Origin of the sequence: Mesorhizobium sp. B2-5-4 (assembly GCF_006441095.1) — a bacterium.
Taxonomy (GTDB): domain Bacteria; phylum Pseudomonadota; class Alphaproteobacteria; order Rhizobiales; family Rhizobiaceae; genus Mesorhizobium; species Mesorhizobium salmacidum.
Map to the genome: position 1 here is coordinate 101,736 of NZ_VFUR01000002.1, position 20,156 is coordinate 121,891.

General features: G+C 63.5%; 23 protein-coding genes. 12 read left to right on the plus strand and 11 right to left on the minus strand.

What is annotated here, in order from left to right; genetic code table 11:
• Positions 1–30: 30 nt before the first annotated feature.
• The 3 genes from FJ492_RS03035 to FJ492_RS03045 are packed head-to-tail and all read right to left on the minus strand — an operon-like array spanning position 31 to position 3,892.
• Positions 31–999: a substrate-binding domain-containing protein gene (locus FJ492_RS03035; protein ID WP_140508341.1), complete on the minus strand. Its 969-nt coding sequence runs from the start codon at positions 997–999 to the stop codon at positions 31–33.
• Complete coding sequence (locus tag FJ492_RS03040; RefSeq protein ID WP_140508343.1) at positions 996–2,309, minus strand: ABC transporter permease; 1,314 nt, start codon at positions 2,307–2,309, stop codon at positions 996–998. Before FJ492_RS03040 ends, FJ492_RS03035 begins: the two co-directional genes overlap by 4 nt.
• Positions 2,306–3,892: a sugar ABC transporter ATP-binding protein gene (locus tag FJ492_RS03045; RefSeq protein ID WP_140508345.1), complete on the minus strand. Its 1,587-nt coding sequence runs from the start codon at positions 3,890–3,892 to the stop codon at positions 2,306–2,308. The genes FJ492_RS03040 and FJ492_RS03045 overlap by 4 nt, the downstream gene beginning before the upstream one ends.
• Positions 3,893–4,111: 219 nt before the next feature.
• On the opposite strand from FJ492_RS03045, the gene FJ492_RS03050 reads away from it, so the two are divergent.
• Entirely contained in the window at positions 4,112–5,131 is a 1,020-nt protein-coding gene (locus FJ492_RS03050; RefSeq protein ID WP_140768433.1) for a LacI family DNA-binding transcriptional regulator, read from the plus strand.
• A 52-nt stretch (positions 5,132–5,183) separates the two neighbouring features.
• Here FJ492_RS03050 and FJ492_RS03055 read toward each other — a convergent pair whose 3' ends face one another.
• From FJ492_RS03055 to FJ492_RS03070, 4 genes are all read right to left on the minus strand, one after another.
• On the minus strand, positions 5,184–5,978 hold the full coding sequence (locus FJ492_RS03055; protein WP_140715474.1) for an inositol monophosphatase family protein: 795 nt from the start codon (positions 5,976–5,978) through the stop codon (positions 5,184–5,186).
• Positions 5,979–6,058: 80 nt separating this feature from the next.
• The gene (locus FJ492_RS03060; protein WP_140768435.1) at positions 6,059–7,060 is read right to left on the minus strand and encodes an LLM class flavin-dependent oxidoreductase; all 1,002 of its coding nucleotides are present in this window, start codon (positions 7,058–7,060) and stop codon (positions 6,059–6,061) included.
• Positions 7,057–7,890: an arylamine N-acetyltransferase gene (locus FJ492_RS03065; RefSeq protein ID WP_140768438.1), complete on the minus strand. Its 834-nt coding sequence runs from the start codon at positions 7,888–7,890 to the stop codon at positions 7,057–7,059. Before FJ492_RS03065 ends, FJ492_RS03060 begins: the two co-directional genes overlap by 4 nt.
• A gap of 69 nt (positions 7,891–7,959) precedes the next feature.
• Positions 7,960–9,129 carry an AI-2E family transporter gene (locus FJ492_RS03070; protein ID WP_140508354.1) on the minus strand — a complete coding sequence of 390 codons (1,170 nt, stop codon included), beginning with the start codon at positions 9,127–9,129 and terminating at the stop codon, positions 7,960–7,962.
• Positions 9,130–9,595: 466 nt separating this feature from the next.
• Here FJ492_RS03070 and FJ492_RS03075 point away from each other — a divergent pair, with 466 nt between their 5' ends.
• Positions 9,596–10,114 carry a hypothetical protein gene (locus tag FJ492_RS03075; RefSeq protein ID WP_246675896.1) on the plus strand — a complete coding sequence of 173 codons (519 nt, stop codon included), beginning with the start codon at positions 9,596–9,598 and terminating at the stop codon, positions 10,112–10,114.
• Here FJ492_RS03075 and FJ492_RS03080 read toward each other — a convergent pair.
• Positions 10,017–11,078, minus strand: coding sequence for an LLM class flavin-dependent oxidoreductase (locus FJ492_RS03080; protein ID WP_140768440.1), 1,062 nt, complete (start codon positions 11,076–11,078; stop codon positions 10,017–10,019). The genes FJ492_RS03075 and FJ492_RS03080 overlap by 98 nt on opposite strands.
• Before the next feature lie 221 nt (positions 11,079–11,299).
• On the opposite strand from FJ492_RS03080, the gene FJ492_RS03085 reads away from it, so the two are divergent.
• Positions 11,300–11,728 carry a DUF6481 family protein gene (locus FJ492_RS03085; RefSeq protein ID WP_015314444.1) on the plus strand — a complete coding sequence of 143 codons (429 nt, stop codon included), beginning with the start codon at positions 11,300–11,302 and terminating at the stop codon, positions 11,726–11,728.
• Positions 11,729–11,951: 223 nt separating this feature from the next.
• Here the strand turns inward: FJ492_RS03085 and sugE are convergent, their stop codons facing one another.
• Positions 11,952–12,266 (minus strand): quaternary ammonium compound efflux SMR transporter SugE, encoded by a 315-nt coding sequence (sugE, locus tag FJ492_RS03090; protein WP_135921973.1) that lies wholly within the window; start codon positions 12,264–12,266, stop codon positions 11,952–11,954.
• Between the two features lie 201 nt (positions 12,267–12,467).
• Positions 12,468–12,593 carry a hypothetical protein gene (locus FJ492_RS29425; protein WP_023772267.1) on the minus strand — a complete coding sequence of 42 codons (126 nt, stop codon included), beginning with the start codon at positions 12,591–12,593 and terminating at the stop codon, positions 12,468–12,470.
• A gap of 211 nt (positions 12,594–12,804) precedes the next feature.
• Here FJ492_RS29425 and FJ492_RS03100 point away from each other — a divergent pair, with 211 nt between their 5' ends.
• From FJ492_RS03100 to FJ492_RS03110, 3 genes are all read left to right on the plus strand, one after another.
• On the plus strand, positions 12,805–13,614 hold the full coding sequence (locus tag FJ492_RS03100) for a transglutaminase family protein (RefSeq protein WP_140508358.1): 810 nt from the start codon (positions 12,805–12,807) through the stop codon (positions 13,612–13,614).
• A gap of 118 nt (positions 13,615–13,732) precedes the next feature.
• Positions 13,733–14,686, plus strand: coding sequence for a cation diffusion facilitator family transporter (locus FJ492_RS03105; RefSeq protein ID WP_140768442.1), 954 nt, complete (start codon positions 13,733–13,735; stop codon positions 14,684–14,686).
• A gap of 123 nt (positions 14,687–14,809) precedes the next feature.
• Positions 14,810–15,214: a GFA family protein gene (locus FJ492_RS03110; protein ID WP_027143814.1), complete on the plus strand. Its 405-nt coding sequence runs from the start codon at positions 14,810–14,812 to the stop codon at positions 15,212–15,214.
• A 3-nt stretch (positions 15,215–15,217) separates the two neighbouring features.
• Here FJ492_RS03110 and FJ492_RS03115 read toward each other — a convergent pair whose 3' ends face one another.
• Positions 15,218–16,468, minus strand: coding sequence for a DNA recombination protein RmuC (locus tag FJ492_RS03115; RefSeq protein WP_140768444.1), 1,251 nt, complete (start codon positions 16,466–16,468; stop codon positions 15,218–15,220).
• A 103-nt stretch (positions 16,469–16,571) separates the two neighbouring features.
• Here FJ492_RS03115 and def point away from each other — a divergent pair, with 103 nt between their 5' ends.
• The 6 genes from def (at position 16,572) to truA (ending at position 20,154) form a co-directional block, all read left to right on the plus strand.
• Positions 16,572–17,102 carry a peptide deformylase gene (gene def, locus FJ492_RS03120; RefSeq protein WP_140768445.1) on the plus strand — a complete coding sequence of 177 codons (531 nt, stop codon included), beginning with the start codon at positions 16,572–16,574 and terminating at the stop codon, positions 17,100–17,102.
• 72 nt (positions 17,103–17,174) lie between these two features.
• Positions 17,175–17,462: a plasmid stabilization protein gene (locus FJ492_RS03125; protein ID WP_140508365.1), complete on the plus strand. Its 288-nt coding sequence runs from the start codon at positions 17,175–17,177 to the stop codon at positions 17,460–17,462.
• Positions 17,459–17,884: a type II toxin-antitoxin system VapC family toxin gene (locus FJ492_RS03130; protein WP_140508367.1), complete on the plus strand. Its 426-nt coding sequence runs from the start codon at positions 17,459–17,461 to the stop codon at positions 17,882–17,884. Before FJ492_RS03125 ends, FJ492_RS03130 begins: the two co-directional genes overlap by 4 nt.
• Positions 17,885–17,924: 40 nt before the next feature.
• A complete protein-coding gene (gene fmt, locus FJ492_RS03135; protein ID WP_140768447.1) occupies positions 17,925–18,878 on the plus strand; it encodes a methionyl-tRNA formyltransferase in 954 nt (317 codons plus the stop codon).
• Positions 18,875–19,381, plus strand: coding sequence for an N-acetyltransferase (locus FJ492_RS03140; RefSeq protein WP_140508371.1), 507 nt, complete (start codon positions 18,875–18,877; stop codon positions 19,379–19,381). Before fmt ends, FJ492_RS03140 begins: the two co-directional genes overlap by 4 nt.
• Before the next feature lie 23 nt (positions 19,382–19,404).
• Entirely contained in the window at positions 19,405–20,154 is a 750-nt protein-coding gene (gene truA, locus FJ492_RS03145; RefSeq protein WP_140508372.1) for a tRNA pseudouridine(38-40) synthase TruA, read from the plus strand.
• The last annotated feature ends 2 nt before the right edge of the window (positions 20,155–20,156 follow it).

The following is a 20,156-nucleotide window of genomic DNA, read 5'->3' on the forward strand; positions in this document are numbered from 1 at the left end:
GCCATCAGCGCCCGGCAGAAGAGCATCGCCTCAGAGGCCGTTGTCCTTCAGCACCTGGGCGGCGTTTTCCTTGGTGATCTTCTCGGTCGGCAAGGTGATGGTCTTCTCGACCTTCTCGCCGTTGAGGAACTTGATCGCCTGGCGCAAGCCTTCCGCACCTGGAGTGACATAGGTGAACGTCGCCGTCAGCTCACCCTTGTTCACCATTTGCACGCCTTCGTTGGGCAGGCCGTCGATGCCGATGAACTTGATGTCCTTCTCGCGGCCGACATCCTTGGCGGCGAGATAGGCGCCGTAGGCCATTGGGTCGTTATGGCCGTAGACGAGATCGATCTTCTCGTTGGTCTTCAGCGCGTTGGCCATCAAATTGTAGGCCTGGTCCTGCTTCCAGTCGCCCGACTGCTGGTCGAGCAGATATTTGATGCCCGGCTCCTTGTCGGTGAATTCATGGAAGCCGTCATGACGGTCATGCGCCGGCTGGGTGCCCATGCCGCCCCAGATCTCGACCACATTGCCTGCCGCCTTGCCCTTGCCGCCGAGCAGTTCGACGGCATATTCACCGGCCGCACGGCCGATCAGCTTGTTATCACCGCCGACGAACTGCGTGTAATCCTTGGTGTCGACATTGCGATCGAGCACGAAGACCGGGATCTTGGCGTCGATCGCCTGCTGCACGACGCCGGTCAGGCCAGCCGATTCCTTCGGCGATACCAGCAGCGCGTCGACCTCCTGGCGGATCAGGTTTTCGACGTCGGCGACCTGCTTCTCGGTCTTGTCCTCGCCATCGGTGATGATCAGCTCGACCTCCGGATGCTTGGCGGCCTCGGCAATGATGTCCTTGTTGAACTGGGCGCGCCAGGGCTCGATGGTGGTCACCTGCGAGAAGCCGATCTTCCACTTCTTATCCTGGGCGAAGGCATGGCCGGTGGAGAGCAGTGCCGTGGTGGTCAGCAATGCCGCGCCGAGTGCGGCAAGCTTCAGCATGTCACGTCGTTTCATTTCTTGTTTCCTCCGAGATTGAGAGACGGTGTCTCTTGCGACGGCCGTTTTGCGGCGGCCGTTTCCTTGTGCGCCGCTCCAGGCAGGCGCAGATAGGCCAGCAGATCACCGGCATTGCGCTCCTGCACGAGCACGGTGCCGATGATGATCATCCCCTTCAGCACCAGCTGAAGGTTCGAATTGATGTTGTGGAGTTGCAATATGTTGGAGAGCAGCCCGAAGATCAGCACCCCGCAGAAGGTCCCTATCAGGCTGCCGCGCCCGCCCATCAGGCTGGTGCCGCCAATGACCACGGCGGCGATGGCGTCGAGCTCCAGCCCGGCGCCGGCGTCCGGCTTGCCTTGCCGGTATTGCGCCACGTAGAGCACGGCGGCAATACCGGCGAGCAGGCCTGATATGGCGTAGGTGGCGATCTTGACGCGCCCGGCGGCGATGCCGGAAAGCCGGGCCGCCTCCTCATTGCCGCCGATGGCATAGACATAGCGGCCGAACGGCGTGAAGCGCAGCACCGCGCCATAGATGACGATGGCGCCGAGGAAGAACAGGCCGGGCATGGGGATGACGCCGAACACCAGCGAGCGCAGCAGCTCGAAGTCGGCGGTGGCGTTGGAACCGGTATAGACCGGCAGCACGGCATTGTTCTGGCCGGCGGTGAGTCGGGCGATGCCGAGCGCCGTCACCATCATCGCCAGCGTGACGATGAAGGGTTGCAGCCGTCCGCCGACGATGATGAAGCCATTGATGGCGCCGAACAGCAGGCCGACGCAGGGCGCCACCAGCAGCACACCGAGAACACCGAATTTGGGCTCGATCTGCGGCAGCAGGTACCAGAGCGAAAGGCAGCACAGGACGACGCCGACGATCGCCGGCGTGACCAGGCCGCGAATGGTGTCCAGCCTGACGTCGCGCGCGGCGGCATCCGAGCCGGCGCGGGATTTCTGCAAATTGAGGAGGATGAAGCGCGTGACGACGATGCCGAGGCACAGCGCAACCAGGGCAACGGTAGGCACGCCCAGCACGACGCCCGGCGTCACGCCGGGAACCGTCAGCAGCATGGCGCACACCACAGAGCAGATGGCCATCAGCGAGCCGACGGAAAGGTCAATGCCGCCGGTGATGATAACCGCCGTCATGCCGGTCGCGATCAGCCCGGTGGTCGACACCTGGCGCAGCACGTCGAGCAGATTGCCGTAGGAGAGGAAGATGTTGTTGCCCTTGGAACTCACCGGCGAGCCGAGCACGCCAATCAGGAAGATGGCGATCAGGCCCCAATAGAGCTTGGTGCGGGACAGGAGTTTCAGTGCGGTCATGCGGCGGGTCTCGATAGGGTCCGGCGCGGCGCCGCGAGGCGCATGATGGCCTCCTCGCTCGCCGCGTCGCGGGAAAGGATGCCTGTCTGGCGGCCATCGGCCATCACCAGGATGCGGTCGGAAAGATGCAGCAATTCCGGCAGCTCGGAGCTGATGACGGCGATGGCGAGGCCATCGCGCGCCAGCCGGAAGATGAGGTCGTAGATCTCGCGCTTGGCGCCGACATCGATGCCGCGCGTCGGCTCGTCGAGCAACAGCACCCTCGGCCTCGTCGCCAGCCATTTGCCGATGACGACCTTCTGCTGGTTGCCACCCGACAGCGTGCCGGCGGGCTGGTCGATATCCCGGCAGCGGATGCCGAGCGCCTTGACCGCCTGCCGCGCCAGCCCCTGTTCGCCCGCCAGCGAGCGGATGCCGAAGCGGGCCAGCGCGCCGACCAGCGGCAGCGCCACATTGTCCGATATCGAGGCCTGCAGGTGCAGGCCTTGCGTCTTGCGGTCCTCGGTGACCAGCGCGATGCCCAGCCGCCGCGCATCGCGTGGTGAGCGGATATCCACCGGCTGGCCGTCGAGCCTGATCTCGCCGCCGGCACGGCCATCGCTCGCGCCGAAGATCGCTTCCATGATCTCGGTGCGGCCGGAGCCCAGCAGGCCGCCAATGCCCAGAATCTCTCCGGCGGCGAGATCGAAGCTGACGCCGCTAATCACCTGCCGCCAGCCCTGGCGGTCGGGCTTCGACAGCGACAGGTCGCTGACCGAAAGCACGGTTCTGCCGCCGGGATCCCGCTCACCTTGAGAGGATGCGAGCAGGTCCCGTCCGACCATCGCCGAAATGATGGCATTCTCGTCAAGCTCGGCCATCGGCCGCGTCAGCACATGGCGTCCGTCGCGGAAAACGGTGACGCGGCCGGCCAGATGCATGACCTCGTCGATGCGGTGCGAGATGTAGACGATGGCGACGCCGCTATCGGCAAGCTGGCCGATGATGCGGAACAGCCGCTGACATTCGGCCGGCGACAGCGCCGAGGTCGGCTCGTCCATGATCAGGATGCGCGCCGACATCGACAGCGCCTTGGCGATCTCGACCAGTTGCTGTTCGCCGACGCGCAAGGCGCCGACGCGTGCGTCCGGATCGAGTTCGATGCCGAGCCGCTGCAGCAGGGCGCTTGCCGCGCGGCTGCTCGCCTTGCGGTCGACGATCAGTCCTGCAATCAGCTTCTCGCGGCCGAGAAAGATGTTGTCGGCGACGCTCAGCTCCGGCACCAGATTGAGTTCCTGGTGGATGATGGCGATGCCCGCGTCCTCGGCATCGCGCACGCCGGCGAAGCTGACCGGCCGGCCGTCGATACTGACCGTGCCTTCGTAGCCGGTGTAGACGCCGGACAGGATCTTCATCAGCGTCGACTTGCCGGCGCCGTTCTCGCCCATCAAGGCATGGACTTCGCCGCGCCGCAATTCGAAGCCGACGTCGACCAGGGCGGCGATGCCGCCAAAACTCTTGGAAATATGCTCGGCACTCAGAACGATGTCCGAGCGATCCGACGCCGCACTGCGCGTCGAGGAAAGGGAATTGTTCTGTTCCATGACAATAGCGGCCTCCCTTCCGTCCTCGTCAGCTACTTGAACGCTAATCTAAACGTTTCGATCATGTCAAGCCGATATGGGGGTAGTGCAACTTTGATGCATTTCGATTCTTGCCTAAAACGGCAAGATTCCGTAGGTATTGGCGGCAAGGGGTGGTGAAACGTTTCGAAAATGACAGCGTCAGGGCGAAAAAAACAGCGCAAATCCACCGCACCCACCATGCTTCACGTGGCTGAAGCGGCGCGTGTCTCGATCGCCACCGTATCGGCGCTGATCAACGGCACGGCGACTGTCAGCCCCGAGCTCAGCGCCCGCATCGAGCAGGCGATCCGCGATATCGGCTACAAGCGGAACGCCATCGCCCGCAGCCTGAAGATGGGCACGACGCGCACCATCGGCCTGACCGTTCCGCACATCACCAACCCCTTCTTCACCGATGTCGTTTCGGTGATCCAGCAGGCCTTCGACCGCGCCGGCTACGCCGTCATGCTGTGCTGCACCGACGAGGATTTGAACACCCAGGACGACCAGATCAGGCTGCTGCTCGACCGTATGGTCGACGGGCTGATCGTGGCGCGCGTCGGGGATGGCGCGATCCTCAAGCGGATCGTCGCCGACGCCAATGTGCCGGTCGTGCTGATGGATCGTCTGTGCGAGGGCGTCGACACCGACGCCGTGGTTCTCGACAACCAGCGCGCGGTGTTCGACGCCATGAGCTATTTGATCAATCTCGGCCACCGCCGCATCGGTTACATTACCGGCACCTCGGACATTTCACCCATGCATGACCGCATGACCGGATATCGCGAGGCGCTCCAGGCCGCCGGCTTGCCGGTGGCCGAAGAGCTGGTTCGCTCCGGCAATTTCCACGAGATCGACGGCTACAACGCAACCATGCAGCTGCTGTCGCTGCATGACCGGCCAAGCGCGATCTTCTCGGCCAACAACCCGATGGTGATCGGAACCATGAAGGCGATCCGCGACATCGGGCTGTCCTGTCCGGAGGATATTTCGGTAGCCTGCTTCGACGATTTTCCCTGGTCCGACGTGTTCCAGCCTCAACTGACCACGGTGGCGCAGCCGGTGCAGGCGATCGGCGAACAGGCGGCCAATCTGCTGCTAGACCGTCTCGCCGGCAACCGGGATGCGCCACCGCGCAAGCTCGTCCTCAAGGGCCGGCTGATGATCCGCAATTCATGCCGGCCGCTGGGCGCGGTGGTGCACAGCGTGAGTGCCTAAATGCCGAAAGTGTGAAGCGGTTTTCGGATAACGTTGTGCTTCCTGAAATTGATCAGGACGTGAAAACACCAGAACACAGTTCTTGCAGTTTCGAAAAGACGCCCTTGCCGCCCGTGATGACCTGTGTGCCGCTCTGCAGCACCGTCTTCGGATCCGCCTTCAGGATTGTGCCGCCGGCTTCCTCGATCAGCAGCATGCCGGCCACGCAGTCCCACGGGTTCATGTGTTCTTCCACATAGCCGAGCAGCCGCCCCGAGGCGACATAGGCAAGCATCAGCGCGCCGGACGCGTTGCGGAAGAAGACGCCGCCCTCGGCCAGGATCTTTTTGATCAGCACGGCGATGTTTTCGGCCTCGGCCCGGTTTGAGAAGCCGGTGCCCACCGAGCCCTCTTCCAGGCTGGCCGCCGCACTTGTCTTGACCGGCCTGCCGTTGACGAAAGCGCCGCCGCCCAGCCTCCCGTGGAAGGTCTCGCCGGTCGACGGTTCGTGGATGACGCCGACGATCGTCTCTCCATCACGGGCGCAGGCGATCACCACGCACCAGGCCGGAATGCCACGGACGAAATTGGCGGTGCCGTCGATCGGGTCGATCACCCAGACATGGCCTGTCGAGCCGGCGACCGAGGCGTGCTCCTCGCCGACGATGCCGTCCTGCGGATAGTCGGCCGCGATTGCCGCGCGGATGAACAGCTCGACCTCGCGATCGGCCTGCGAGACCAGGTCCTGGTGGCCCTTGCTTTCGATGGTCAGGCTGTCGAGATCGCGGAAATATTTCAGGCCGAGTTCGCCGGCACGCCGCGCCAGATCAATGGCAAACTGCTCGCGTCTATCGAGATCATGGGGCAAGGCAAGGCTCGCTGTTGCGAAGGATACCCGCATTTAGCAGAGCATCGACGTCGGCAAAAGCGGCTGGCCGCTTATTCGCTTCAGGCGGCCTGTGACAGAGATTTGTGAGCCTCGGCTAAAATCTCGAACGACCGCACACGGGCGGCATGATCGAAGATCTGCGCGGTGACCATCAGCTCGTCGGCACTGGTACGGCGCACGAAGGCATCGATGCCCTGGCGGACCGTTTCCGGCGAGCCGACGACGGCGCAGGACAGCGCCTGGCCGAGCATGGTTTTGGCCATCGGGTCGAGATCGCGATCATAATTCTCGACGGGCGGCGGCAATCGTCCGGGCCTGCCGGTGCGCAGATTCACGAAGGCCTGCTGCAGCGAGGTGAACAGCAGCCGTGCCTCGGCGTCGGTGCGTGCTGCAAAGACGTTGAGGCCGAGCATGACATGTGGCTTGTCGAGTTGCTCGGACGGCTGGAAGCGCGAACGGTAGATGTCCAGCGCGTGATCCAGTTCCGCCGGCGCGAAATGCGAGGCGAAGGCGTAGGGCAGGCCGAGCATGGCGGCGAGCTGCGCGCCGTAGAGGCTCGACCCAAGAATCCAGATCGGCACCGTCCGGCCTTCGCCGGGCACGGCGCGCAGGCGCTGGCCCTCCTCGGCGGGCAGGAAATAGCCCATCAGCTCGACGACATCCTGCGGGAAATTGTCGACCCCGGCCTCGAGGTTGCGGCGTAGCGCCCGCGCCGTGTTCATGTCGGTGCCGGGCGCCCGGCCGAGGCCAAGATCGATCCGGCCGGGAAACAAGGCGGCCAGCGTGCCGAACTGCTCGGCGATCACCAGCGGCGCATGATTGGGCAGCATGATGCCGCCGGCGCCGACACGAATGGACTTGGTGCCGCCGGCGACGTGGGCGATGACGACAGCCGTTGCCGCACTGGCGATGCCTGGCATGTTGTGGTGCTCGGCCAGCCAGTAGCGCTTGTAGCCGAGCCGCTCGGCGTGGCGAGCGAGATCGAGCGAATTGGCAAGCGAGCGCGAGGCATCGCTGCCTTCGACGATCGGCGACAGGTCGAGAACGGAAAGTTCGGTCATATGCTGGTCTCCACGATCTTCTTCTCGCGCACCCGGGCCTCGAAGGCCGTGCGGTCGGGGATGGTGACGCCGAGCTGGCCTTCCAGCGTGTCGGCAAGCTCGGCGGCAGTGGCGATATGCTTCTGCTCGGTGCGGCCATCGATGTGATGGATGGCCAGGCGATCGCCGCGCAGGCCATAGCGCCGGTCGGGCGCGGCGCGCGCCGCCAAAACCGAGGTCAGGAAATGCGATGCCGGATTGGTCGACAGGAAATAATTGGCGATGGAATAGTCGACCTCATATTGCGGCTGCAGGTCGAAGCGATACAGCGAGCGCCAGTCGCCGCCGATGGCGGCCTGCAGGCGGAAGTGATCGCCGGTTTCGGCGATGCGGAACGTTTCGTGCGGGGTCGTCTGTTCGAGGCCAGGCTCGAACAGCAGCGGGGCGGTCAGGGTCAGGCCGCCGAAGCCGATATCGGCTATATAGGTCCGGCCATCGAGCTCGACGCGCAAAAGCATGTGGCTGCGCGCAGTGATCGCGTCCTCGCTCTGACCCCAGAGCACACGCGCGGCAAGGCCGCCGACCTCGAAGCCAAGCGCCTTCAGCGCATGCATGAAGAGGAGATTGTGCTCGAAGCAATAGCCGCCACGCCCGGCAAGGACGATCTTGTCCTGCAGCGATGCGGCGTCCAATCGGACCGGCCGCCCCAGAAACGGATCCATGTTCTCGAAGGGGATCGCCTGCGGATGCAGGAAATGGAGCGTCTTCAGCGTGTCGAGCGAAACATCCCTGGACCCGGCATGGCCGATCCGGGCGAAATAGGCGTCGAGATCGAAGGGAGCGTCGTTCATCGGAAGGGCACCAGGCACTGATCGGGCGGATATAGGCATTCGAACCCGCCGCCGCAAACCGTACGCCGGTTAGCCGGCGGCCGTGCCGTCCTGCTCCTCGGCTTCCTCCTCGATGACCGCCGTATGTTGGGCGGCGAGAAAATTGCCGACATGGCTAAGGCTCTCGAAATGGTCGCAGAACACCTTGACGACGACCAGCAGTGGCACCGCCATCAGCGCGCCGACGAAGCCCCACAGCCATGACCAGAATGCGATGGCGATGAAGATCGCCACGGCGTTGATCTCGAGCCGCCGCCCGACCACCATCGGCGTCACGAACTGGCCTTCGATGATGTCACACAATACCAGGAAGGCAGGCGCCAATAACGCATAGGCGATCGTGTCGAAGCTGATCAGCGCGATGACCGTGACTAGGACAAACGTGATCATGGCCCCGACATAGGGCAGGAAATTGAGCAGGGCGGCCGCCGCGCCCCAGACCAGCGGATTGGGCATGCCGAGCGCCCACAGGCCTAGGCCGATGACCGTGCCGAGGCCGGTGTTGATGATGGTGACGGTGAGCAGGTAGTGCGAGATTTCCCGCTCGACATCGTAGACGACGCGCAGCGCCCGCTTCTTCTCGGTGAGGCTGGCGAAGGACTGGATGATCTTTTCGTAGAACATCGTGCCCGAGGCGAGCAGGAACAGCGACAACACGAAGATGATGGTCAGGCTTGTCCCGGCCGACAGAATGTTGCTCGCCGCCGATGAGAGGAAGCCTGACTGCGCAACCGCGACCTTTTGCACGCCCGGTTCCTGCGATGTCTCGGTCAGCCCTTCGATCTGGTGCGCAATATCCATGATCCTCTCGACCGGCCGCCGCAGCTGCGCCAAGCGTTCGGTCAGTTGCTGGCCGATGGACGAGGTGTTGTTGATGAGATCGATGACGGGGCCACTGAGCACATAGCCGGCGCTCGCGAAGACGATGATGGACACAAGCACCAGAAGCGTCGCCGAAACCACTTCGGGAATGCCGCGCTTGCGCAGCAGCCGCACGATCGGCGTCAGTGTCAGTGTCAGCAGGAAGGCCAGAATAACCGGCATGAAAAAGGCGCGCGCGAAATAGAGCGCATAGACGGTCATGAACAGGAAGATGCCGATGAGCAGCGAGCGCATCAGGCGTGTATCGGCGCGCGCCGCCACACGCGACTCTTCAGCTTCGGCAACGCCTGCGCCCAAAGCGGCGGACTCGGCTTTCATCGTGGTCCCTCGGCGGCACACCACAACTGATGCAATCCGCAGACGGAAAACGCCGGCACGGCTTCAAGGTTCCGTTAGCCGGCACTGACGGCACGGGCCGCCGTTGCGGGGTCCTGCCGCCGGTAGCTCAACGGACGCTCGGCTGCGAGTGTTCCGTATTACATGCCCTGTAATTGAGTCCGGGCACGTGGCGGGCCTGGTACGGGAGCAGGCCTTCGCAACCGTGGGATCGCAAGGCTGGCGTGGCGAAGATCGCCCGCGCGATTACGTGCTACCCTGAAAAGAGGACATCACGATGCAAAGATTTACCCTTCAAACAACCGAGTCGGCGCCGGAGAAATCCAGGCCCGCGTTGAAGGCGCTGGAGGAGAGGTTTGGCTTTCTTCCGAACGTCATGCGACGATGGCCAACAATCCGGTTCTCTTCAACGCGCAACATGCTCCACCTCATGTTCGATGCCGAAGGCATGCGCCCGTTCGTCGCCAATTGGCCTGACGTGGCGCGGAGCCTGTTCGAGCGGGTCTATCGCGAATCCATCGGCCGCGTCGTCGACGAAAAGACCAGGGAGTTGCTGGCGGCGCTGCTCGCCTATCCGGACGTGAACAGTGATTGGAAAAATCCGGTGGCGATCGGCTTCATGCCGGTCATTCCGCTCGGCTTCATCAAGGACGGTCGCCGCCTGAACTATTTTTCGATGGTTACCACGGTGGGCCCCCCAAACCGTCGCCGCCCAGGAACTGCGCATCGAGTGCATGTTCCCAGCCGACGAGGCGACCGAAATCCATCATGCCGCGATGATGGATACAGCCTCGCACCGGGCAACGTGATAGCCAAACCTATCGGAAGGCCCATGGAACAAGCCCTATCCTTGCGGAGTCCCACTAAGTTCACGCGACAGGCGCCGCCACGGCCGGCGGGGGTTTCGCCGTTTCCTTGCGCACGACCGGCGCCACCTTGGTGCCGTAAAGCTCAATCGCCTTCATGATCTTGGCGTGCGGCATGGTGCCGATGGCCATTTGCAGCAGAAAGCGGTCGTTGCCGAAGATCCTGTGCTGGGCGACGATCTTTTCCGCCACCTGCTCCGGATTGCCGACGAACAGGGCACCATTGGCACCACGCGATTGATCGAAGTGCGCGCGCGATGTCGGGCCCCAGCCACGCTCTCGACCGATGCGGTTCATCACTTCCGCCTGCGGGCCGTAGAAGTCGTCCGCCGCCTGCTCGGTCGTCCCGGCGATGAAGCCATGCACGTTGATGCTGGTGGCCAACCCTGCCGGATCGCTGCCGGCCCGCTTGGCTGCCTCACGGTAGATGTCGAACAGCGGCGCGAAGCGCGCTGGTTCGCCGCCGATGATGGCAAGCGCCAGCGGCAGGCCGAGCGCGCCGGCGCGGGCGGGCGATTGAGGCGTTCCGCCAATGGCGATCCAGACCGGCAGCCTGTCCTGGAAGGGCCTGGGATAGATGCCGCGATCGTTGATCGGCGCGCGCAGATTGCCTGACCAGGTCACCTTCACCTGATCGCGGATGGCTAGCAAAAGGTCGAGCTTTTCGGCGAACAGTTCGTCATAGTCTTCGAGGTTATAGCCGAATAGCGGGAAGGATTCGATGAACGATCCGCGCCCGGCCATGATCTCGGCGCGGCCGCCCGACAGAAGGTCGAGCGTGGAAAACTGCTGAAAAACGCGCACCGGATCGTCGGAGGACAGGACGGTGACCGCGCTGGTCAGCCTGATGCGCTTCGAACGCTCCGCCGCCGCGGCCAAAGCCACGACCGGCGCCGAGGCGGCATAGTCCGGCCGATGGTGTTCGCCGAGGCCAAAGACATCGAGGCCGACCTGGTCGGCCAGTTCGATCTCGTCGATCAGGTTGCGCAGCCGCTCATGCGGGCCGATGGCGCCGGGACCCGGCACAGGGCTCACATCGGCAAAAGTGTAGAGGCCGAGTTCCATTTGGATGTCATCCCAGTGTGTTGATTGTCGCGCTAGAGGTAGCGACACGCCCGCCACGCCGCCAGAGGGCGGCTGGTGAACAGTGCATGTCGATTTCGGCGGGAAATGCGTCTCCCCGGTGCAACATCCCGGAATTTCATGGCTGGCATGCCGTTTTGGCGCTTGAACTCCCGGTTTTCGCGCGTATGTAAGCGTCGCGAATAGACTTCAAGGAAGTGGACTTGGCTATCTACAGGGAAAAAGACATTTTCGAGCGGCGCAATGCCGCGACCGAGGCAAAGAAGGCGCTTCTGGAGCGCTTCAAGTCAAAGCCGGCAGCAGACGATCCTGCGGTGCTGGCACGACAGGCCGAACGCAAGGCGATCCTTGCGGCTCGGGAGATCCGCGAGGCCGAGAAGGCCAAGCTGAAGCAGGAAAAGCTGGCACGCGAGGCGATTGAGAAGGCCGAGCGTGAGGCCGCAGCCGAAGCGGCGCGCATTGCCGCCGAAGAGGCAGCGCAAGCGGATGCCAAGCTTCGGGAAGCCGAGGAGAACGAGCGTATTGCTCGTTTGCTTGCCGATGAAGCCGAGCGCAAGGCAAAGCGCGACGCGCGCTATGCGGCACGCAAGCAGCGCACCGGCAGGACACCTCCCGGCTTTACGGGTCGCTAAGAGCGCACTCGCCGCGACGGATGATGAACAAGGGACGCGCCAAGGCGCGGCCCTTTTCGCGGTTGTCCATGTTGCCACCGGAAGCCCCTGCATTCCTGGATATCGGCTTGACATCCAGGATGTCGCTTGACATCCAGGGATGTCGGCTTGACGTCCGGGGATATCGGCTTGACGTCCGGGGATATCGGCGCGGTCGATACCGTCTGCCGGCGGACAGGGCCGTTCAAGCCGCGAATTTCAGCCCCATGATACCGCAGACGATCAACGCGATGCACCCGAGTCTGATCGCCGTGGCAGGCTCGCCCAGCAACCAGATCCCGAGCAGCGCCGTGCCGACTGTGCCGACACCGGTCCACACCGCATAGGCGGTGCCGACAGGCAGCGCCTTCAGCGCCAGGCCGAGCAAGGTGAGGCTGACGATCATCGAAGCGACCGTGAGCACGGTCGGCACAAGCCTGGTGAAGCCGTCGGTATATTTGAGGCCGATCGCCCAGCCGATTTCGAACAGGCCGGCGAAAAACAGAAAAGTCCAGGACATCGCAACGCTCCATCGGAACATCCAGCCTCTCCGGCCTCGGATGCTCAGTCGACAATGGCGGGTCGTCCCGACCGAATTTTTCGGAAAGTGCGAGGTCGTCCCCGCGTCGTCGACATAGGGCTGTCCGAACGCCGATCAACACGTGCCGGCGGCATTGTCGAATGCCGCCGGTGAAGTCCCGCCCCGTCGTGTTGCCGAGACTTACTTTTCCTTGATCCTCATTGCCTTGACCGGCGGCGCCTTCAGGGCCGGAGCGGCTACAGGCTTCTTGGCGTCTTTCTTTGGTTTGCGGGCTTCCTTGCCTGCCTTCATCGCACCTTTGGCCATGATTCGTTCCTCCTGTTGCGGGAGACGGAGTGAAACAAGACAAACGCCGGACTGCAAGAGGCTAGTGCTTGCTGCCAACGCCGGCAGGCCGCTTTCAACCGGTTTCTAATTTGCTCGTAAACCCGGGCGGTCCATGCCATGGTTGTCTTCGCACTGCTGCATCGACCCGTGCACCGCCGGGTGATCGTCAGGCAGGCCGGTCGGGACGACAATGCGGATCCACATCGGCTGCGAGATGAGCTTCGATTTTCCGCAGGAGACGCCGCTCATCGCAATGCTCAATGTCCATTATTCCCGCGCTTCGGATCTTGAGCGCCCGGATTTTCTGACCTCCAGCCCGCCGGTGCCGATTGAAAGTTATCGCGACAGTTTCGGAAACTGGTGCAACCGGTTCGTCGCTCCGCCCGGGCGTTTCACTTTCGGTACCGATGCGGTGATCCGCGACCCCGGCACACTCGAGATGGGCGAGCTGATGGCGTGGCAGCACGAGGTGCGCGACCTGCCGGCGGAAACGCTCCTGTTCCTGCTGCCCAGCCGGTTTTGCGAAAGCGACCTCCTGGCAAGCGAGGCATGGCGGCTGTTCGGCCATACGCCGCCCGGCATCCCGCGCGTGCAGGCGGTGTGCGATTTCGTCCACAACCACATCGCCTTCGACTACGGCAACGCACGGGTGACGCGCACCGCCGCGGAAGCCTGGCGTGAACGGAGTGGCGTGTGCCGCGATTTCGCGCATCTCGCCGTCACATTCTGCCGGGCACTCAATATCCCGACGCGCTACTGCACAGGCTACATCAGCGACATCGGCATGCCGAAGCCCTGGGCGAGCATGGATTTCTGCGCCTGGATGGAGGTCTACCTCGGCGGCCGCTGGCACGCTTTCGATCCGCGCAACAACGCGCCACGTATCGGCCGCATCCTGATCGCCTCGGGCCGTGACGCGGCGGACGTGCCGCTGACCCATATTTTCGGGCCAGGCATGCTTGCGGGCTTCAAGGTATGGACGGACGAAATCCAGGAATAGCTGGCGTTGTTGCCAGCAGGTTTCGAAGACGTTGAACGACCCGACGATTGGCGCGTTGTGATGGCTGTGCAGCTCCGCGGCAGGGCCGCTACATTGTACCTCAAGAGGATAGACCTGCATGGCAGGGCATGGCGGCTCCAGAACGGTCATCTATGCGGCGCTCGCCGGCAACCTCGCCATAGCGCTGACCAAGTTCGCCGCGGCCTTTTTCACCGGCAGTTCGGCCATGCTGTCGGAAGGCGTGCATTCGCTGGTCGATACCGGCAATGGCGGCCTGCTGCTTTACGGCATGCACCGGGCCGAACGCCCGGCCAGCCCCACCCATCCGCTCGGCCACGGCCGTGAACTCTATTTCTGGAGCTTCATCGTCGCCCTTCTGGTCTTCGCGCTGGGCGCCGGCGTGTCATTCTACGAGGGCATCATCCACATCATGGCGCCGGAACCGGTCGCCAACGTCAAGGTGAACTACATCGTTCTCGGCCTGTCCTTCCTGTTCGAAGGCAGTTCCTGGCTGGTGGCGCTGAAGGAATTCCGCAGGCAGAAGGGCAAGCAAGGCTGGCTGGAAGCCGTGCAATCGAGCAAGGACCCGAGCGTCTATACGGTGCTGTTCGAAGACAGCGCGGCCCTTCTCGGCCTGACGGTCGCCTTTGCCGGCATATCGGCGGCGGAGATTTTCGAGATGCCCGAACTCGACGGCGCCGCCTCGATCGGCATCGCGCTCATCCTCGGCGCGACAGCGATCTTCCTGGCGCGTGAAAGCAAGGGCCTGCTCATCGGTGAGCCGGCCTCACCCGAGGTGCAGAGGAAGGTGCTGGCGATCGTCCAGCAGGATCCGGCGGTGCAGCGGGCGAACGGTGTGCTGACGGTGCATATGGGACCGGAAGAGATCGTTGCCGCCCTGAGCATCGAATTCGAGGACCATCTGGCGGCGCCGGACATTGAGGCCTGCGTCGAGCGTCTCGAGGCCCGGCTAAGGAAGGAAATGCCTGAGATCACGCGGCTGTTCGTCAAGCCGCAGACGTCAGGCACCTGGGAAAAGCGGCGCAAGCTGATCGAATCCGCGTCCGGATAGAGTTTGAGTATGATCCGAAAATCCCCTCTTCCTGATCATGCCTTGGCCTCTGGACCAGCGCCGCGCCGTTGCTTCGCGTCGCCGCGCCGCTAAGATTACCTGATCGATGTTGGAGGAATGACGATGAAGATCGACGGCGGCTGTCATTGTGGTGCCATCACCTATGAGGCGGAGGTCGACCCGGAAAAGACCTCGATCTGCCACTGTACCGATTGCCAACAGCTGACCGGTACGGCCTTTCGCGTCACTGTTCCCACGCAGGAAGATCACTACCGGATCACCAGGGGCGCGCCGAAAATCTATATCAAGACCGTGGCGAGCGGCGCCAAGCGTGCCCAGGCTTTTTGTGCCGACTGCGGCTCGCATCTTTATGCGACCTCGGTCGGCGACGGTCCAAAGGTTTATGGCATCAGGGTCGGGACCTCGCGGCAGCGCCAGGACCTGGTTCCGAGACACCAGAAATGGCACCGCTCGGCGCTGCATTGGCTTCCGGAATTCGAGGGCATGACGACAGTGGAGGAGCAGTAGCGTTCAGTCGTCGCCTTCGACGACCCTCAGCCTCAGCTGTCCCGTCTTGGAATCGGCCACGCGCGGTGCGGCCTCCACCTTGGCGCCGCCGTGTGGGGCGTCGGGCTCGCCTTCCCCGAATTCCAGCGCCTCGATCTTCTGGCCGCGCTTGGTCACTTTCGAGGTCGAGACGAGGATGTCTTCGATGTCCTTGGCCGACTGGCCGAAATGGCCCTGCAATTTGCGCACCCGCTCGTCGACACGCTGGACGTCTTCCATCAGCCTGATGACTTCGCCCTGGATCAGATGCGCCTGTTCGCGCATGCGGGCATCCTTGAGGATCGCCTGGATGACCTGGATCGACAGCATCAGCAGCGAAGGCGAGACGATGATGACCCGGGCGCGGTGCGCCTTCTGGACAACCGCTTCGAAATTCTCATGGATTTCGGCGAACACCGATTCCGACGGCACGAACATGAAGGCCGTGTCCTGCGTCTCGCCCTGGAGCAGGTATTTTTCCGAAATGTCGCGGACATGGACCTCGATGTCGCGGCGGAAGGCCTGGGCCGCGACCTTCTGCAGGTCGGCCCCGTCGGCGGCGCGGATGGCGTTCCAGGCTTCCAGCGGAAATTTGGCATCGATGGCAAGCGACGGCGCGCCGTTCGGCATTTTCACCAGGCAGTCCGGCCGGCTGCCGTTCGACAGCGTCGCCTGGAATTCATAGGCGCCATGCGGCAGGCCGTCGGCGACGATCGCCTCCATGCGTGACTGGCCGAAGGCGCCGCGCGTCTGCTTGTTGGAGAGGATCGCCTGCAACTGCACGACCTGGCCGGCAAGCGACTGGATGTTGCCTTGCGCGGTGTCGATGACCGCCAGCCGCTCCTGCAGCTTCGCCAGGCTCTCATGCGTTGATTTGGTCTGCTCGGTCATGGTCTGGCCGATGCGGCCGGTCATGGCGTCGAGCCGCTGGCCGATCGATTGCGTCAATTCGGCCTGCCGGGCGCCGAACACTTCGGCAATAGCCCCCATGCGGCCCTGCATTTCCGCCTGCGCCTGCAAAATACCAGCCATGCGTGTCTCGGCGTCGCGGGCATGGTCGGCGGCTTCCGCGGCGGCGACCGCGCGCGCCTTGGCCGACCGCCACAGCGCAGCGACGAGCGCCACGAACAGACCGAGAAACAGCAAGACGCCGAAGGTAAGCGCGTGGCCGAGCGTGATTGTCGAGGCGCCGAGCCGTACGACAGGCTCCGAAAGGATGGTGCTCAGATCATTCATGTGGACAGCATAGCCGATTCGGCAGGCCGGCACAGATCAAAACGTGAACGAGGCTCAGGCCTACCGGTTGACGCCTTTCTTTTGAGGTCTTAGGTGAAACGCCATGCCGATCAAGCCGCTCATCATCCTTCCCGACCCCATCCTGCGCCAGGTTTCCAAGCCGGTGGAGCGCGTCGACGCGCCCTTGCGCAAACTGGCCGACGACATGCTGGCGACCATGTATGACGCACCCGGCATCGGGCTGGCGGCTATCCAGATCGGCGAACCGCTGCGCATGCTGGTGATCGACCTAGCCAAGGAAGACGAAACGCCGGCGCCGCACGTCTTCATCAACCCGGAGATTCTCGAAAGCGCCGACGCGCGGTCCATCTACGAGGAAGGCTGCCTGTCGATCCCCGATTATTATGCCGAGGTCGAGCGCCCGGCCTCGGTGCGGGTCAAATATCTCGACCGCGACGGTACGCTGCAGGAGATGGAGGCCGAAGGGCTGATGGCGACCTGCCTGCAGCACGAGATCGACCATCTCAACGGCGTGCTGTTCATCGACCACATCTCGAAGCTGAAGCGCGACATGGTGGTGAAGAAGTTCAAGAAGCTCGCCAGGGACAAGGCGCCAGGCAAGCTGGCGGGATAGGGTAGCGAGCGCAGAATCCATTGAGCAACAATCTTCGCTGTGATATCATTGATATCAACGTTGGAGAATTGCATGGGCGATATGCTGATCAGGGACATTCCCGAGCCGTTGAAACGCGAAATCGAACAGGCTGCACGAAGCGGCGGCCAGAGCCTATCGGGAAAAGCAATCGATCTGTTACGGAAAGGCATGGTCGCCGAAAAGGAGGCCAAGCCAGAGCCCGGTCTGTCGGCATGGGACAATATACGCTCCGCGTTCGCGACGGAGAATGCGATCGACGACGAATTCGCCGAGATCATGGACGAGATCGAAGCGGATAGAAAACGCGACTTTGGGCGCCCGGCCGAGGATTTCGAGTGATCGTCCTCGACACCAACGTCATTTCCGAAACGAGCAGGACGGCACCCGATGCGAACGTGGTCGAATGGTTTCGCAAACAGGAGTTGCTTGACCTGTACCTGTGCGGCCCTGTCGTCATGGAGCAATCCTTCGGTGCCGGACGATTTCTGAACAAGACCGGCTCCGATCGCCATGTCCGTGCTCTCGATCACCTGATCTCGAAGCAGTTCTCCGGTCGCGTCGTGGAATTTGCTGGTTCTATCCCTCGCCTTGCCGGCAAGCTCCGAGCGACGCGGGAACGGCTCGGGCGCCCAATCAGCCTTGCTGATGCCATGATCGCCGCGATCTGTCTCGCGCATGACGCCACGCTGGCAACCCGCAATGTTCGCGACTTCGACGGGCTTGACCTTAAGCTCGTAAACCCGTTTGAAACGAGTGCCTGAGCCGGGTCACGGCAAGGCAGGAACAAGGCCGCAAAAGAAAATGCCCCTTCGCGTCATCTTCATGGGCACGCCGGAGTTTTCGGTGCCGACGCTGCGTGCCATCGCTGAAGCCGGACATGAGATAGCAGCTGTTTATACGCAGCCGCCGCGCGCCGCAGGCCGGCGCGGGCTGGAGTTGACGCCGTCCCGCGTGCAGCGCGAGGCCGAGCGGCTGGGTATCGAGGTGCGCACGCCGACATCGTTGAAGGGCGAGGCCGAACAGGCCGCTTTTGCCGCCTTTGGCGCCGATATCGCCGTGGTTGTCGCCTATGGCTTGCTCCTACCCAAGGCGGTTCTGGAGGCACCCCGGCTTGGCTGCGTCAACGGCCACGCTTCGCTTTTGCCGCGCTGGCGCGGCGCCGCGCCCATGCAGCGCGCCATCATGGCCGGCGACACCGAGACCGGCATGATGGTGATGCGCATGGAGGAGGGCCTCGACACGGGTCCGGTGGGGTTGGTTGAAAAATGCGCCATCGACCCCGATATGACAGCCGGCGATCTGCATGATCGGTTGATGAGTGTTGGCGCTGCCCTGATGGCGGAAGCGCTGGCACGGCTGGAACAGAACATCCTGACATTTACCGCGCAAGCGGCCGAAGGGGTGACTTACGCCAGGAAAATCGATAAATCCGAGACGCGCGTGGAGTGGACACGGCCCGCGGCCGAGGTCCACAACCACATTCGTGGCCTGTCGCCCTTTCCTGGCGCCTGGTCCGAGATTGACATTGGCGGCCGCATCGAACGGCTGAAACTGCTTCGCTCGACGCTATCCGAAGGCCTGTCGCTTTCGGAAGATTTGGGCGAGTCGGGAGGAATTCTCGATGACCGGCTGACGGTCGCCTGCGGAAAAGGCGCGATCAGGGTGGTCGAAGTTCAACGTGCGGGCGGAAGGCCCGCTGCCGCGTCGGAGTTCCTGCGCGGAGCCAAGATCGAAAAAGGACTGAAATTCTCATGAGCATGATGTCGATACGCGCGGCGACGCCGCGGGACCGCGAGGCCATTCGCCTCGTCGAAGAACACGCATTCGGCCAGCAGACGGAGGCCGGACTGGTCGACGCGTTGGTAACCGGCGGTGACGCTGTCGTCGAACTGGTGGCGGAGGAGGACGGCCAGGCCGTTGGCCACATCCTGTTTTCGCGGCTGTTCGTGCAGAACGGCGGCAACAGTTTTGCCGCCGTGGCGCTTGCCCCGTTGGCGGTGGAGCCGTCTTTTCACGGCTCCGGCATCGGCGGCGCGCTGATCCGCGAGGCCCATATCCGGCTCAGGGATGCCGGCGAGACGCTGGCTATCGTGCTGGGCGATCCGGCCTATTACGGCCGTTTCGGCTATAGCCACGCCCGGGCTGAAAAGTTCGAAAGCGAATACCAAGGCGAAGCGCTGCAGGCGCTGGCCTGGGGCGACGCACCCGAAGCCGGCAGACTGGTCTACGCCTCCGCCTTTACCGCTCTCGCCGCCTAGGCGAGGGCGTATAACCGACCGGCATGCCGCGTTTTCGCCTCGATATCGAATATGACGGCAGCCTGTTTGCCGGCTGGCAGCACCAGGCCGATCAGCCTTCGGTGCAGCAGGCGATCGAACAGGCGATCGAGAAATTCTGCGGCGAGGCGGTCCGGCTGCGCGCCGCCGGCCGCACCGATGCCGGCGTGCACGCGACCGCGCAGGTGGCGCATGTCGACCTTGCCAAGGCGTGGCCCGACGACAAGGTGCGCGATGCCATCAATGCACACCTGCAGGTGGCCGGCGCGCGCATCGTCATCCTGAAGGCCACGATCGCCCCGGACGATTTCGATGCCCGTTTCTCGGCCATCGGCCGGCACTATCTCTACCGCATTCTCAACCGGCGGGCGCCCTCGGCGCTGGAGAAGGGTAAGGTGTGGTGGGTGCCGAAGCGGCTCGATGCCGCCGCCATGCATGAGGCGGCGAAGCTCCTGCTCGGCCGGCACGACTTCACCACCTTCCGCTCCACCCAGTGCCAGGCCAACAGCCCGCTCAGGACATTGGAGCGGCTCGATGTGAGCCGGACGGGCGACGTGATCGAGGTGAGAGCCTCGGCGCGGTCCTTCCTGCACAACCAGGTGCGCTCCATGGTCGGCTCGCTCAAGCGGGTCGGCGACGGCGGCTGGACATCAGGCGATCTCAAGACCGCGCTCGAGGCGCGAGACCGCGCCGCCTGCGGTCAGGTAGCGCCGCCCGATGGACTTTTCCTGATAGGCGTCGACTATCCCGGATAGAA